The sequence below is a fragment of the Rhizobium sp. PAMB 3182 genome (assembly GCF_052908355.1).
In genome coordinates, this window is the sequence record NZ_CM128607.1 from 2,168,091 (window position 1) to 2,182,241 (window position 14,151).

15 protein-coding genes are annotated in these 14,151 nt (G+C 57.8%); 9 read left to right on the forward strand and 6 right to left on the reverse strand.

The annotated features are described in order from the left end of the window. Nucleotide 1: 1 nt before the first annotated feature. Nucleotides 2-703 carry a Tim44/TimA family putative adaptor protein gene (locus ACU5AZ_RS10645; protein ID WP_446822360.1) on the reverse strand — a complete coding sequence of 234 codons (702 nt, stop codon included), beginning with the start codon at nucleotides 701-703 and terminating at the stop codon, nucleotides 2-4. Nucleotides 704-835: 132 nt separating this feature from the next. Between ACU5AZ_RS10645 and ACU5AZ_RS10650 the strand changes: the two genes are divergently transcribed. After that, nucleotides 836-1,336 (forward strand): FxsA family protein, encoded by a 501-nt coding sequence (locus ACU5AZ_RS10650; protein ID WP_446822361.1) that lies wholly within the window; start codon nucleotides 836-838, stop codon nucleotides 1,334-1,336. A gap of 92 nt (nucleotides 1,337-1,428) precedes the next feature. Next, complete coding sequence (gene secB, locus ACU5AZ_RS10655) at nucleotides 1,429-1,911, forward strand: protein-export chaperone SecB (RefSeq protein ID WP_446822362.1); 483 nt, start codon at nucleotides 1,429-1,431, stop codon at nucleotides 1,909-1,911. A gap of 62 nt (nucleotides 1,912-1,973) precedes the next feature. Here the strand turns inward: secB and dnaQ are convergent, their stop codons facing one another. From dnaQ to ACU5AZ_RS10680, 5 genes are read right to left on the reverse strand one after another with little or no spacing between them, the layout of a single operon-like run. Further along, a complete protein-coding gene (gene dnaQ, locus ACU5AZ_RS10660) occupies nucleotides 1,974-2,681 on the reverse strand; it encodes a DNA polymerase III subunit epsilon (RefSeq protein ID WP_446822363.1) in 708 nt (235 codons plus the stop codon). Next, on the reverse strand, nucleotides 2,681-3,277 hold the full coding sequence (gene coaE / locus ACU5AZ_RS10665) for a dephospho-CoA kinase (protein WP_446822364.1): 597 nt from the start codon (nucleotides 3,275-3,277) through the stop codon (nucleotides 2,681-2,683). The genes dnaQ and coaE overlap by 1 nt, the downstream gene beginning before the upstream one ends. After that, the gene (locus tag ACU5AZ_RS10670) at nucleotides 3,274-4,137 is read right to left on the reverse strand and encodes a shikimate dehydrogenase (RefSeq protein ID WP_446822365.1); all 864 of its coding nucleotides are present in this window, start codon (nucleotides 4,135-4,137) and stop codon (nucleotides 3,274-3,276) included. Before ACU5AZ_RS10670 ends, coaE begins: the two co-directional genes overlap by 4 nt. Then, nucleotides 4,130-4,729 (reverse strand): Maf-like protein, encoded by a 600-nt coding sequence (locus tag ACU5AZ_RS10675; RefSeq protein ID WP_446822366.1) that lies wholly within the window; start codon nucleotides 4,727-4,729, stop codon nucleotides 4,130-4,132. Before ACU5AZ_RS10675 ends, ACU5AZ_RS10670 begins: the two co-directional genes overlap by 8 nt. Nucleotides 4,730-4,757: 28 nt before the next feature. Continuing rightward, entirely contained in the window at nucleotides 4,758-5,579 is an 822-nt protein-coding gene (locus ACU5AZ_RS10680; RefSeq protein ID WP_446825981.1) for a pyruvate, water dikinase regulatory protein, read from the reverse strand. 427 nt (nucleotides 5,580-6,006) lie between these two features. Between ACU5AZ_RS10680 and hemE the strand changes: the two genes are divergently transcribed. From hemE to ACU5AZ_RS10715, 7 genes are all read left to right on the forward strand, one after another. Next, nucleotides 6,007-7,014: a uroporphyrinogen decarboxylase gene (gene hemE / locus ACU5AZ_RS10685; RefSeq protein WP_446825982.1), complete on the forward strand. Its 1,008-nt coding sequence runs from the start codon at nucleotides 6,007-6,009 to the stop codon at nucleotides 7,012-7,014. 10 nt (nucleotides 7,015-7,024) lie between these two features. Continuing rightward, nucleotides 7,025-7,564: a protoporphyrinogen oxidase HemJ gene (gene hemJ, locus ACU5AZ_RS10690; RefSeq protein ID WP_446822367.1), complete on the forward strand. Its 540-nt coding sequence runs from the start codon at nucleotides 7,025-7,027 to the stop codon at nucleotides 7,562-7,564. Between the two features lie 191 nt (nucleotides 7,565-7,755). Continuing rightward, a complete protein-coding gene (gene rho, locus ACU5AZ_RS10695; protein WP_261928325.1) occupies nucleotides 7,756-9,021 on the forward strand; it encodes a transcription termination factor Rho in 1,266 nt (421 codons plus the stop codon). A gap of 323 nt (nucleotides 9,022-9,344) precedes the next feature. After that, nucleotides 9,345-10,673: a tRNA uridine-5-carboxymethylaminomethyl(34) synthesis GTPase MnmE gene (gene mnmE / locus ACU5AZ_RS10700; RefSeq protein WP_446822368.1), complete on the forward strand. Its 1,329-nt coding sequence runs from the start codon at nucleotides 9,345-9,347 to the stop codon at nucleotides 10,671-10,673. A gap of 124 nt (nucleotides 10,674-10,797) precedes the next feature. After that, nucleotides 10,798-12,675: a tRNA uridine-5-carboxymethylaminomethyl(34) synthesis enzyme MnmG gene (mnmG, locus tag ACU5AZ_RS10705; protein WP_446822369.1), complete on the forward strand. Its 1,878-nt coding sequence runs from the start codon at nucleotides 10,798-10,800 to the stop codon at nucleotides 12,673-12,675. Beyond that, nucleotides 12,672-13,313, forward strand: coding sequence for a 16S rRNA (guanine(527)-N(7))-methyltransferase RsmG (gene rsmG / locus ACU5AZ_RS10710; protein WP_446822370.1), 642 nt, complete (start codon nucleotides 12,672-12,674; stop codon nucleotides 13,311-13,313). Before mnmG ends, rsmG begins: the two co-directional genes overlap by 4 nt. 17 nt (nucleotides 13,314-13,330) lie before the next feature. Further along, the gene (locus ACU5AZ_RS10715) at nucleotides 13,331-14,131 is read left to right on the forward strand and encodes a ParA family protein (RefSeq protein ID WP_446822371.1); all 801 of its coding nucleotides are present in this window, start codon (nucleotides 13,331-13,333) and stop codon (nucleotides 14,129-14,131) included. Nucleotides 14,132-14,151 lie beyond the last annotated feature (20 nt).

A 14,151-nucleotide genomic window follows, 5' to 3' on the forward strand; every position in this document is an offset into this window, starting at 1 on the left:
ATCAGGATTCGGTCGCGACCAGCTTCCAGTTCGGATCGCGCGAGCGGACATCGCGAGCGAATGTCCAGATATCGCTGATCTCGGCCACTTCCTCGGCGCTTCCGTCGATCATCGCGCCGCTCTTGTCATAGGTCGCCGAAATCATCTGGCTGACGATCTTCAACTTGATCATGGCCTCGGCTTCGCGGACTTCGGCCTGGACGATGTCGATCTTGTCGATACCGACAAAGGTCGACTTCACCGTTTCGCCACGACTCTCCCGATCGGCAATCGCCTTGTCGAACCCTTCATAGACCTCTCTTGAAAGAAGACCCTTGAGGGTCGCGCGGTCGCCTTCGGCAAAGGCCATCACGATCATCTCGTAAGCCATCCGCGCACCCTTGACGAATTCCTTCGGGTCGAAGGCGGGATCCGCGTCAACGAATGCGCGCAGCGACCGGTTGATCTCGGTGTCGGGTTTGGCGAAACTGTCGACCGCTTCGTAGCGGTTTTCGTCCGTGGCCCCATCTTCGCCACGCCGGGCTATGGTCACGACCTTGTCGGCCGGGTCGCTTCCCGGTCCCTTGGCCATGTCGCGGGCGTTATAGGGTTCATAGGGCGGCTTCTCGTTGCCGGTGCGTCGACCGAGAACGCTGCGAAGCTGCAGGAAAATCAGGACTGCGGCCACGAGAAAAAAGAGGGTTACAAAATCGTTGGTGCCCATGCTTGTCCCGGTTTCGATATCGTCTTTCTAGTTACTATACCCATATAGTCTCGATAGGACGATCATTCAAACAAAGAAGACATGAAGGTAAACGGTCACAGGAACCGAACCGCGATGAAAAGGACAGACGGAATGCGTACGCCCATCATAGCCACGACGATATTGCTTCTGCCGATACTGGAAATCGCCGGATTCATCGTCGTCGGCAGGGAAATCGGTGTGCTGGCGACGCTGTCCCTCATTCTGCTGACATCGCTTGCCGGGATCGTCCTGCTTCGCGTCCAGGGCTTCGGCATTCTCAGACGCCTGAATGACGAGACGCGATCCGGCAAGGATCCTGCCCGCGACATGATCCATGGCGTCATGGTCGTCATCGCAGGACTGCTGCTTCTCCTGCCCGGTTTCATCACCGACGCGATTGGCCTACTCCTGTTCCTGCCGCCGGTCCGCGACTTCGTCTGGCGGCATTTCCGCCAGAACATCACGGTCTACACTTCGTCGGCGGCTTCGTTCCGGACGCCTGGCGGAAGCCGCGATCGCAGTCCGGTCGTCGATCTCGACGAGGACGAGTTCGAGCGCAAGCCCGGCAACGGTTCGTCGCCATGGTCCGACAAGCCCCGGATCGACAACTGAGCAGCCTCTTTGACGCGGGCTGGCACGGGTTGTAAGCCCATGGCCAAAGTGCTAGATCGCCTATCGACTTTTTGACCTAGAGGAAAAATTCGATGGCCAACGAAAACGGCACACAGGCTCCTGAAAGCCCGTCCCTCAATATTCTCGCCCAGTACATCAAGGATTTTTCCTTCGAAAATCCTGGCGCGCCGCGGTCCCTGCAGTCCCGTGACAAGGCTCCGGAAATCAACATCAACGTCAATGTCAATGCGAACCCGCTTTCCGGTTCCGACTTCGACGTCATCCTGTCCCTGACGGCCGAAGCACGCGACGGCGACAAGGTCGTCTTCAACTGTGAACTGGTCTATGGCGGCGTCTTCCGCATCACCGGCTTCCCGCAGGAACACCTGCTGCCGGTCCTCTTCATCGAGTGCCCGCGCCTTCTCTTCCCGTTCGCCCGCCAGATCGTCGCCGACGCTACCCGCAACGGCGGCTTCCCGCCGCTGATGATCGACCCGATCGATTTCGCCCGGATGTTCCAGCAGCGCATGGCCGAAGAACAGGCCCGCCAGCAGGTTCAGGCAACCACCAACTGATAAGCAGAAAGCCCGGCCAAGAGCCGGGCTTCTTTTTTCGGGCATCCCCAAGGCCGTTTGCGTCAATCGGCGTATTTCTTCCAGATGCTCTTGTCGCCCATCCCCGCAATCATCTTTTCATGCGCGGCAATCTCGGTTTCGCTAAGACGCGGGGAAAGTGGCCGCGGCCTTGCCTCCAGCACGATCGGCTGGTCAGAACCGTCTTCCTCCTCCGAATAGCCGTCGCGTCCAGTTTCGACGCTCAGTCCCAGGGCCGTCTGCCGGCCGCCGATCATCTCGATATAGACTTCCGCCAAAAGCTCGGAGTCGAGGAGAGCGCCGTGCTTGGTGCGGTGCGAGTTGTCGATGCCATAGCGCCGGCAGAGAGCATCCAGCGAGTTCGGGCCCATCGGATGCTTGCGGCGGGCCATCGCCAGCGTGTCGATCACCTGGTCCTGCGGTACCGGCGGGATATCGAGCCGGGCGAACTCCGCATTGATGAAGCCCATGTCGAAGGACGCGTTGTGGGCGATCCACTTAGCGCCATCGAAGAATTCGCGGATTTCATCCACCACCGACGCGAAGGGCGGCTTGTCCTTCAGGAATTCGTCGGTGATACCGTGCACGGCCAGTGCGTCCGGATGGACGGTCTTGTCACCCGGATTGATGTAGATGTGGATCGTCCTGCCGGTCGGGAAATGATTCTCGAGTTCGATGCCGCCAATTTCGATGACGCGATCGGTCTTGTTATCAAGGCCCGTTGTTTCGGTATCGAAGATGATTTCCCGCATCAGCGCTTTCCCTGTTTGGCCCTCAACTCCGCAATGATCGCGCGGACCTGTTTTCGGGCGGCATCCATGCCATGGCCGGTGTCGACAATATAGTCGGCCCGCCGGCGCTTTTCTGCATCGGGCATCTGCCGCGAGAGAATGAACTCGAACTTCTCCACAGACATGTTCGGCCTGGCGAGCACCCGCTGGCGCTGTTGGTCGGCATCGCAACTTGCCACCACAATGACATCGACATCCTCGGCGCGTCCGACTTCGAATAGAAGCGGTATGTCGAGGACCACCAGATCACGGCCTTCCCGCTCCATGGCAGTGACGAATTCGCGCTCCTTGTTTCGCACCAATGGATGGACGATCGCTTCGACGGCTTTCAATTTATCCGGATTCTTAGCCAGAGTCTTTGAAAGCAACTGACGATCGACGCGCCTGTCGACTATCGCCTCCGGGAAATCTTCGGCAATCAGCGGCACTGCCTCACCGGCATAGAGGTCATGAACGACCTGATCCGCATCGTTTACGGGAATGCCCTCGTCAGCGAACATTCCCGCCGTTGTCGACTTCCCCATTCCGATCGATCCGGTCAGCCCGATGATGATCACGCATGCGCCTCCATGTCAGCAATGACCTGGTTGCGCAGCTCTTCCGAAACCTCCGGTCGACGGCCGAACCATTTTTCGAAACCCGGCACCGCCTGGTGCAGAAGCATGCCGAGCCCATCGACCGTGCTCAGACCCTGCAGACGGGCCAGCTTCAGGAGCGGCGTCTCGAGCGGCACATAGACGATGTCCGTGACGACACCATCGTCCGCCATGCCGGAGAAGTTGATCTCGGGGGCTTCGCCGCCGTCCATGCCGAGCGATGTGGTGTTCACGAACAGGCTGGCGCCGGAAAGGACTTCCGGCAATGCCTCCCAGGCATGTCCGTGAATGCGGGACCCGAACCGGTCCGCCAGTTCCTTGGCGCGAGCCACCGTGCGGTTGACGACATGGACCTCGGAGAAGCCGCGGTCGCGGACCGACTGGATGACCGCACGGCTCGCCCCGCCGGCGCCGGCGATCACGGCACGGCCGCCCAAGCGATCCCAGCCCGGCGCCCGGGCGTCAAGATTGGCCGTAAAGCCGTAACCGTCGGTATTGGTGGCACAGAGCCGTCCATCCTTGAGCCACAGCGTGTTGGCCGCCCCGAGCTCTTCCGCCAGTTCATCCGGACGATCGGCTAGTGCGAAGGCCGTTTCCTTGTGGGGGATCGTCACGTTGCCGCCGACGAAGCCCGAGCGCCCGTCCTTCAGTGTCTCGATGAAATCGGCGAAGGCCTCCGGCGCGACCTCTTTAGCCGAATAGCTTCCGGCGATACCGAAGCGTTTCAGCCAGTATCCGTGGATCATGGGCGATCGGGAATGGCGAACTGGATAGCCGGTTACAAATGCCGCCGGCGATTTTGTTTCACGTGAATCATGCATCCAAGACATCCAGTTTACGTAGAATTTGAAGAAGCGGCAGCAGGGGCAGACCGAGAATGGTGAAGTAGTCGCCTTCGATCTTTTCGAAGAGCTGTATCCCCTCGCCTTCGAGTTGATAGCCGCCGACACTCAGCAATGCCTTGTCTCCGACAGTCTCTATATAGCGGTCCAGAAAGCGATCGCTGAAGGCCCGCATGGTCAGGTCCGCGTGGCTGACAAACTGTTCGATCACAACGCCTTCGCGTGCAATCGCGACGGCACTGTTCAGGCGATGCGTGTTTCTGGCAAGCTTTGCCAGCTGTCGCCTCGCCTCTTCAGACGACTTCGGCTTGTGAAACAGCGTCCCGTCGAGCGACATGGTCTGGTCGGATCCGATCACATAGGCGTTCGGATACCGGCGGCTGACCTCCAGAGCCTTTTCCGCAGCGAGACGGCTGGCCACGCCCTCCCCCGTTCTCTCCGCTGCCGTCATGCTCTCTTCGATCGCCCTCTCATTGATGTCGGCGGCGACGCAGGAGAATTGAAGACCTGCATTCTCCATCAGCATGCGGCGGAAGGGGCTTGTCGAGGCGAGAATCAATGTCGGCTGCATGGAAGGCCTTTCGGTGACTGTCGCCGGATTATCGCAAGCGGGGGCGCAGGGCAACAATGGCGGCGGCCGTCTCCTCGATCGAGCGGCGTGTCACGTCGATCACCGGCCAGTTGTTTCTGGAGAAGATGGCCCTGGCGTATTTCAGTTCCTCGGCAATCGCTGCCCTGTCGATGTAACTTCCCTTGTCGAAGCCAGGTGTGGAACCAAGATCGCGATTGCCGCGCACCTGCGAGATGCGGTCGCTGGTGGCGATCAATCCGACGATCAATGGTCTTGTTACCTTCATGAGCTGCTCGGGCAGCGGCACGCCCTGGACGATCGGGATGTTGATGGTCTTGATGCCACGGTTGGCGAGATAGATGCTGGTCGGCGTCTTGGACGTTCGGCTGATGCCGACAAGAATGACATCCGCCTCGTCCAGATCCTCGGGCATCTGTCCGTCGTCATGATCCATCGTGAAATTAAGTGCCTCGATGCGGGCAAAGTAATCGGCGTTCATGTCGTGCTGTGCGCCCACTCGCCGCCGCGAGGGAGCACCAAGATAGGTCTGGAAGACGGAGATCACCGGCTCCAGCACATTGACCGACGGAATGCCAATCTCGATGCAGGTGTGATCGAGGATCGTGGCGAGCTCCTGATCGACGATTGTATAGAGAACGATTCCCGGTTCGGCATCGACCTTTTCCAGGACGGAAACCAATTGTTTACGATTTCGCACTAGAGGATAGACGTGTTCAATGGCGTGGCTCCCGTTGAACTGTGCCGAAGCGGCACGCCCCGCCGAGATGAGAGTCTCGCCTGTTGAGTCAGAAATCAGATGGAGATGGAAGAAGTTTTTTCTGTTCTCCACGCTAAGATCCTTTGCCTGTTGATAAGCCGGGACAATCCGGGCTGTCTGGAATCGGGCGCCCGAGCCTGTGGGAAAACGGTCCAGATATCCACATTTCGACTTTCCGGGATGATCTGCCGCCATGCCTGTGAGTTATGGGGATCGACGTCGCTTGTAAAACTTTATCAACAATCGATCCACAAGGCTCAGCGAATTTCATTCTGCCATATCTCTTTGAAATTCCTCATCTTGCGAAGACAATCCCGATAATTTTCCATTCCTTGCGAATTTGCATCCCTTCAACGGTTGAATTTCCTCGAACCGGGGAACATTCGGTGAATTGATTTTAATCCTTGCTACTCACCGACTCTAAGAAATAGAAGCCTATTTAGAATCATTTCTTATTTATTGGGAAGGATGCGCTTTGCTGAGCGAAGAGCGTAAGATCATGCGGGTGTTGAGCGGACAAACCGTTTCTCCTCCGCCAATCTGGCTGATGAGACAGGCAGGGCGGTATCTTCCGGAATATCGTGAGACACGGGCCAAGGCAGGCAGTTTTCTCGATCTCTGTTACACGCCGGAACATGCCATCGAAGTGACGATGCAGCCGATCCGGCGTTACGGTTTTGATGCGGCGATTCTCTTTTCGGACATTCTCGTCATTCCGGATGCCTTGAAGCGGAACGTGAAATTTACGGAAGGCTTCGGTCCGTCGATGGATCCGATCACCGAGGATGGGATCCGGAAGCTGACACCGGAGGGCGTTCTCGATTACCTGGCGCCGGTCTTCGAAACGGTAACAGGCATTCGTTCAGCCCTGCCGCAGGAAACCACGCTGCTCGGCTTCTGCGGCGCGCCCTGGACGGTGGCGACCTACATGATCGCGGGGCATGGAACGCCTGACCAGGCGCCGGCGCGGCTTTTCGCATATCAGCACCCGGAAGCCTTCGATCATCTGTTGGCACTTCTGGCCGATATCTCAGCCGAATATCTGATCCGCCAGATCGATGCCGGCGCGGATGCGGTGCAGATTTTCGATTCGTGGGCTGGCGTTCTTGGCGAGCAGGAATTCGAGCGCTTTGCGGTGGGACCCGTTCGCCGGATGGTCGATCGCGTGAGATCGAGCCGGCCAAACGCGAAGATCATCGCCTTCGCCAAGGGAGCCGGCTACATGCTCAAGGGATACCGGCAGGGAACGGATGCAGATGCGATCGGCCTCGACTGGTCGGTACCGCTTTCCTTTGCCGCTGAGCTGCAGAAGGACGGAGCGGTCCAGGGCAATCTCGATCCGATGCGTGTCGTTGCAGGCGGCAAGGCGCTCGAGGACGGGATTGATGCGATCCTGCAGGCGCTCGGGAATGGCCCGCTGATCTTCAATCTGGGCCATGGCATTACGCCGCAGGCGAACCCGGATCATGTGACGGCGCTCGTCAATCGCGTGCGGGGCAACGGGTGAGAGGCGCGCGATGACGGGGAAGGCTGTGGACCGGATTGCCGGGCGGAAGGCTGCGCTGCGTGCAGGGCTGGCGGTCGCGGTGTTTCTCGGAATTCTGGGTCTCATCTATCTGGCGCAGCCGGATAATTTCTTCCTGTGGATCAAGGCCTTTCACATCGTTGCGGTGATTTCATGGATGGCGGGCCTGTTCTATCTGCCCCGGCTTTTCATCTACCATACGGATGCCCTGCCCGGCTCGGAGCTGTCCGAAACTTTCAAGGTAATGGAACGCCGGCTTTTTAAGGTGATCATGCGTCCGGCGATGGTGATCACCTGGCTTCTGGGTCTCTATCTCGCCTGGAGCATGTATGGCTTCATGGGCGGCTGGCTGCATGCGAAAATCCTTCTTGTCGCCATAATGACCGGATTTCATGAGCATCTCGGTCGCGCCGTTCGGAATTTCGAATCGGATGGGCCGAGAAAGTCGGTACGCTATTGGCGCCTTGCCAATGAAGTTCCGACAGTCCTGATGATCTTCATCGTCATTCTGGTCGTGGTTAAACCGTTTTAGCCGGCGGCCCGTTCGAATAAATCGATGGCCTGAAAGGTTTTTCCTTGCGGGGTTTCACGTGAATCGCTATTTTCCGGCCATCTCTTCTCCGTGGTGCGTGCAAGATCGAGCTGCCGGCAAATGATGCTGGAGCAGCCCGCAAAAAGAATAAGCGCACCGATCTCCTCAGAAATTGGATATGGTTTCCCTTCATGGCTGAAATGAAGCTTCAAGAACTCAAGAACAAGACGCCGACGGATCTGCTGGCTTTCGCAGAATCGCTGGAAGTCGAAAACGCCAGCACGATGCGCAAGCAGGAACTGATGTTTGCGATCCTCAAGGTGCTGGCGAGCCAGGATGTGGAGATCATCGGCGAGGGCGTGGTGGAAGTGCTTCAGGACGGTTTCGGCTTCCTGCGTTCCGCAAATGCGAACTATCTTCCGGGTCCGGACGATATCTATATCTCACCCTCCCAGATCCGCCGCTTCTCGCTGAAGACGGGCGACACGGTCGAGGGGCCGATCCGCGGGCCGAAGGAAGGCGAGCGCTATTTCGCCCTGCTGAAGGTCAACACGATCAACTTCGACAATCCGGAAAAGATCCGTCACAAGATCCATTTCGACAATCTGACGCCGCTCTATCCGAACGAACGCTTCAAGATGGAGCTGGAAAATCCGACCACCAAGGATCTCTCGCCCCGCGTGATCGATCTCGTGGCGCCGCTCGGCAAGGGCCAGCGCGGCCTGATCGTGGCGCCGCCGAGAACCGGTAAGACGGTTCTTCTTCAGAACATCGCCCACTCCATCACCGCCAACCATCCGGAATGTTATCTGATCGTCCTGCTGATCGACGAACGGCCGGAAGAAGTGACCGACATGCAGCGTTCGGTTCGCGGCGAGGTCGTGTCCTCGACCTTCGACGAGCCGGCCGTGCGTCACGTGCAGGTGGCGGAGATGGTCATCGAGAAGGCCAAGCGTCTCGTCGAACACGGCCGCGACGTGGTGATCCTGCTGGACTCGATCACGCGCCTCGGTCGCGCCTACAACACGGTGGTGCCGTCCTCTGGCAAGGTTCTGACCGGTGGTGTGGATGCCAATGCGCTCCAGCGGCCGAAGCGGTTCTTCGGCGCTGCCCGTAACATCGAGGAAGGCGGCTCGCTGACGATCATCGCCACGGCCCTGATCGACACCGGCAGCCGCATGGATGAGGTCATCTTCGAAGAGTTCAAGGGTACTGGTAACTCCGAAATCGTGCTGGACCGCAAGGTCGCCGACAAGCGTATCTTCCCGGCCATGGATATCTTAAAGTCCGGTACGCGTAAGGAAGACCTTCTGGTGCCGCGCCAGGATCTGCAGAAGATCTTTGTCCTTCGCCGGATTCTCGCACCCATGGGCACGACGGATGCGATCGAATTCCTCATCGACAAACTCAAGCAGACAAAGAACAACGGTGATTTCTTCGATTCGATGAACACCTAATTTTGATTAGCCGGATTCTCTGACGGGTCCGGCGTTCCAGTCATTCCATGGCGATTGTCCGGCCCGTTACCCTGCATTGGGTTGACGGGCTGACTTTTTATTCCGACCTTCGCATAACGGTTCACTCTTGATCCCGTTGGCGTACCGGCGGGGGACAGTCGGTTTGGCTGACGTGGATATCGACACTTGAAATCATCGGTCGCATTGGCCATAAGCATTGGCCGTTGGCGGCGTGGAACGCATGGGGCCGTCGGCTATCGCGCTTATGCTGCTTTAGCAGCGTCGACGGCGCCGATCTCCCAATCGGACAAAGTGGCAGTGACATGGCATCCTCGTTGGATACAATCTATGCGCTTTCCAGCGGGCACTTGCCTGCCGGTGTTGCCGTGGTGCGTATCAGTGGTCCCCGTGCCGCTGAGATTGGCCATCGTTTAACAGGCAATCTACCTTCACCGAGGATCGCCACGCTCCGAGCGATTCGTGACCGGAATGATCATGTCCTCGACCAGGCGATCGTGGTTTGGTTCCCCGGCCCTGCGTCCTTTACGGGAGAAGATTGCCTGGAAGTGCACGTGCATGGTGGACGTGCGGTTGTTAACGGACTTTTTGATGTAATTTCAAGTGGTTATTCTGGTATTCGGCATGCCGAAGCCGGCGAATTCTCGCGAAGGGCGTTCGAGAATGGCAAGCTGGATCTGACGGAGATTGAAGGTCTTGGAGATCTTATCTCGGCAGAAACGGAGATGCAGAGGCGACTCGCGGTCGAGCAGATGCGCGGTGGTCTGTCCAGGGTCTATGCCGGTTGGGCGGATCGCCTGACCCGTGGGCGGGCACTGATTGAGGCGGAACTGGACTTTTCCGATGAGGAGGACATTCCCGGGGCGGTGTCGGATCAGATCTGGTCGGACATGAGGGCGTTGGTTGACGATATCGATTCGCATACGAAAGGAATTATCGGCGGAGAAATCATCCGTGACGGTTTCAAGGTGGTCATCGCGGGACCGCCAAATGCCGGAAAATCCAGTCTTTTGAATGCATTGGCGAAACGTGATGTTGCTATAGTTACCGATGTGGCCGGCACCACGCGGGACGTTCTGAAGGTGGATCTCAATCTGGGCGGTTATGTCGTTCATCTTGTCGATACAGCGGGCTTGCGGGAATCCATCGATGTAGTTGAAGCCGAGGGGATTCGGCGTGCCCGACATGAGATGGAATCGGCACACCTGGTGCTGCTGCTCTCTGAATGTGGCCAAGTGGCGGATCTCTCTGCGGTAGAAGGCTTGAATGTGCCCTTCCTGTGCGTTGGAACCAAGTCGGATCTCCACGGGAACAATGATTCAACTGGATTTGATGTCGTCATTTCGTCGAGTTCCGGTTTTGGTTTGCCTGATCTACAGGACCTGTTGCTGAATGCAGTGATCGATTCGGTTCCGGTATTAAATGCCGCGCTACCCAACCGATTGAGACACAAGGAATTTCTTACTGAGGCTAAGCGATCGATTGACGCCGCGGTGCGCTCGTCAACTCTGGATTTGGAACTGCGTGCGGAACTGTTGCGCCAGGCATCCAACTCCCTGGGGCGAATTACAGGCCGTGTCGATGTTGAGGACTTGCTTGACGTGATCTTTCGGGAATTCTGCGTTGGCAAGTGACTCACGTGAAACATTCGGCGGACAAGACGACATGAGTTTATAATCATGATAATGTTTCACGTGAAACATATTGACATTTGTGCATTCTGAGGCAAACCGAAGCGCTGCTGGATAGGGCGATGAAATGAAGACTCGGTTCGACGTGATAGTGATTGGTGGAGGTCATGCCGGCTGCGAGGCCGCCGCGGCTGCCGCGCGCATGGGCGCAAGCACGGCGTTGATCACGCATCGCCTTGATACGATCGGTGTGATGTCCTGCAATCCGGCAATCGGCGGGCTGGGCAAGGGGCATCTCGTTCGCGAAATCGACGCACTTGACGGCTTGATGGGCCGGGTTGCCGATGCGGCGGGTATTCAGTTCCGGATGTTGAACCGGAAGAAAGGACCGGCCGTACGCGGGCCCAGGACGCAAGCGGACAGGAAGCTCTACCGATTGGCGATGCAGGATGCGATCGGGGCGGTCGACGGACTCGAAGTGATCGAAGGGGACGTTTACGACCTGAGATTGGATGAGGCCGGAATTGCCGGCGTCGTCACGTCCGATGGTCGCTCCTTTGGCTGCCGTTCAGTGGTGCTGACTACGGGAACCTTCCTCAGGGGTCTGATTCATATCGGCGACAGCAAGACGCCTGCGGGGCGGATGGGCGAGGCCCCTTCCCTCGGAATTTCTGATACGTTGAAGAGTTTTGGATTGCGGCTCGGACGCCTCAAGACCGGTACACCAGCCAGACTGGATGGAAATACGATCGATTGGTCGTCCGTTGGTCGCCAGGCTGCGGATGAAGAGTCGGTGCCTTTTTCTTTCATGACGGACTCGATCAGCAATCGGCAAATCGAATGTGGTGTGACCCGTACGACTGAGGAAACTCATCGGATTATCCGCGACAATATCGGACGGTCCGCCATGTATTCCGGGCAGATCGAAGGCGTCGGCCCGCGCTATTGTCCTTCTATCGAGGACAAGATCGTCCGCTTTGGCGATCGGGACGGTCATCAGATCTTTCTGGAGCCGGAAGGTCTCGACGATCAGACGGTATATCCGAACGGTATCTCGACGTCATTGCCGCTTGATGTGCAGGAATCCTTCATTCGTTCAATTCCCGGCTTGGAGCAGGTGAGAATTCTTCAGCCTGGCTATGCCATTGAATATGATCACATTGATCCGCGGGAATTGCGGCCCAGTCTGGAAGTCCGTAAGGTCAGTGGTCTCTTCTTTGCGGGGCAGATCAATGGTACCACGGGTTATGAAGAGGCTGGCGCACAAGGCCTTGTGGCCGGTCTAAACGCTGCTCTGCTAGCGTCGGGAGCCGAAGCTCATGTTTTCAGCCGCACCAATAGTTACATAGGCGTAATGATTGACGACCTGACCAGCCGCGGCATTACTGAGCCTTATCGCATGTTTACCTCTCGCGCTGAATATCGGCTGTCCCTTCGTGCGGACAATGCAGATGTTCGGCTGACGCAGCTGGGTATCGATATAGGCTGTGTAGGCACCGCGCGGCGCGAGAGATTTTCAAATTATATCAAGGACCTCGATGCCGCGCGGGCGCAGCTGATGGATCTGTCTGTGACTCCGTCCGAGGGGGCAGCCAAGGGTTTGAAGCTCAACCAGGACGGCCATAGGCGGTCGGCCTACGAGTTGCTTTCCTATCCGGAGCAGTCGGTCGAATCCCTTTCCCAGGTCTGGCCGGAGTTGCAAGCTATTAAGGGCAAGCTGCGGGAGGCCCTCGAAATCGAGGCCGCCTATGCGGTTTATCTTCAGCGGCAGGCATCCGATATTGCCGATGTGCGGCGGGAGGAAAGCCGCCAGATTCCCGAGGACTTCGATTATTCCTCGCTTCCCGGTCTTTCCATTGAGTTGCGGCAAAAGCTGCAGGCTGCTCGGCCTGTGAACATTGCCCAAGCTGCGAAGGTGGATGGCATGACGCCCGCGGCAGTGTCGCTTTTGATCGCGTGGGTACGGAAGTTGGGCCCTGGTAATGAAAGCGAGAGAGTGGCATGACGTCGTTGCTTCCGATCCCGGATATCGGCCGGGAAGTTTCACGTGAAACGCATGAGCGGCTAAGCGTCTTTGCAGATCTCTTCCAGAAGTGGGCAAAGTCCATCAACCTGGTTGCGCCTTCGACGATGGCGGAGCTGTGGCGCCGGCATATCGCGGATAGCCTGCAGATTCAGCCCTTGTGCCCTGATGCCGATACCTGGATCGATCTTGGTAGTGGCGGCGGATTTCCCGGCATCATCAGTGCGATCCTACTTGCTGAGCGAGGTTCGGGCTGGGTTCATCTGGTTGAAAGCAATCAGAAAAAATGCGCTTTTCTGCGGGCCGCCTTGCGGGAGACGGGAGGACGGGGGTCCGTTCACCCGGTCCGGATCGAGGACGCGCCGGCGGAGATTGATCGGTGCGATGCCCTGTCGGCCCGGGCGCTGGCGGAGCTCGACCTTCTGTTCGCCTATGCGGAGCCTTGGACTTTGAGGAATGCCAAGCTGAAGGCGTTCTTCCACAAAGGCCGGGATTATGCGGCCGAAATCGACAAAGCGCGTGGTCGCTGGGATTTCGATCTGGTACAACATCAAAGCAAAATCGAGACGGATTCGGTTGTTCTCGAGATCAGCGGCCTTAGACGGCGTACCAGCGCGTAGATATTGGGTTCAGCGGCATGATTGGCACAAAGAAAAATCGCGTAATTACAGTGGCTAACCAGAAGGGTGGGGTCGGCAAGACGACGACGGCCATCAATCTTGCCACGGCTCTGGCGGCAATCGGCGAGCGCGTCCTGATCATCGATCTGGACCCGCAGGGCAATGCCAGCACCGGGCTTGGCATCGGCCGGAAAGATCGCGCGCATTCGTCCTTCGACCTGCTGATGGGCACGCATAGCGTCTCCCAGACGGTTCTGAAGACGGTTGTTCCAAACCTCTACATCATCCCGTCGACCATGGACCTGCTCGGCATCGAGATGGAAATCGGGCAGGCGTCCGACCGCGCTTTCCGGCTGCGGCGCGCCATTTCCGGTGAGGAAGCGCTGGAATATTCCTATATCCTGGTGGATTGCCCGCCCTCGTTCAATCTGCTGACGATCAATGCGATGGCGGCTGCGCACTCGGTCCTGGTTCCTCTGCAGTGCGAATTCTTCGCACTGGAAGGATTGAGCCAGCTTCTCGAAACGGTCAATGAAGTGCGCCAAAGCCTTAATCCGCTGCTCGATATCCAGGGAATCGTGCTTACGATGTTCGATTCGCGCAATAATCTTGCGCAGCAGGTGGTAAACGATGTTCGAACCCATCTGGGTGACAAGGTCTATCACACCCTCATCCCGCGCAATGTGCGGGTCTCGGAGGCTCCATCCTATGGCAAGCCTGCCATTCTCTATGATCTGAAATGCGCCGGCAGCCAGGCCTATCTGCAGCTGGCGTCTGAGGTGATCCAGAGGGAGAGGCAAAGGAAGGCGGCCGCCTGAGGTCGCAGGGTTTTATGTAA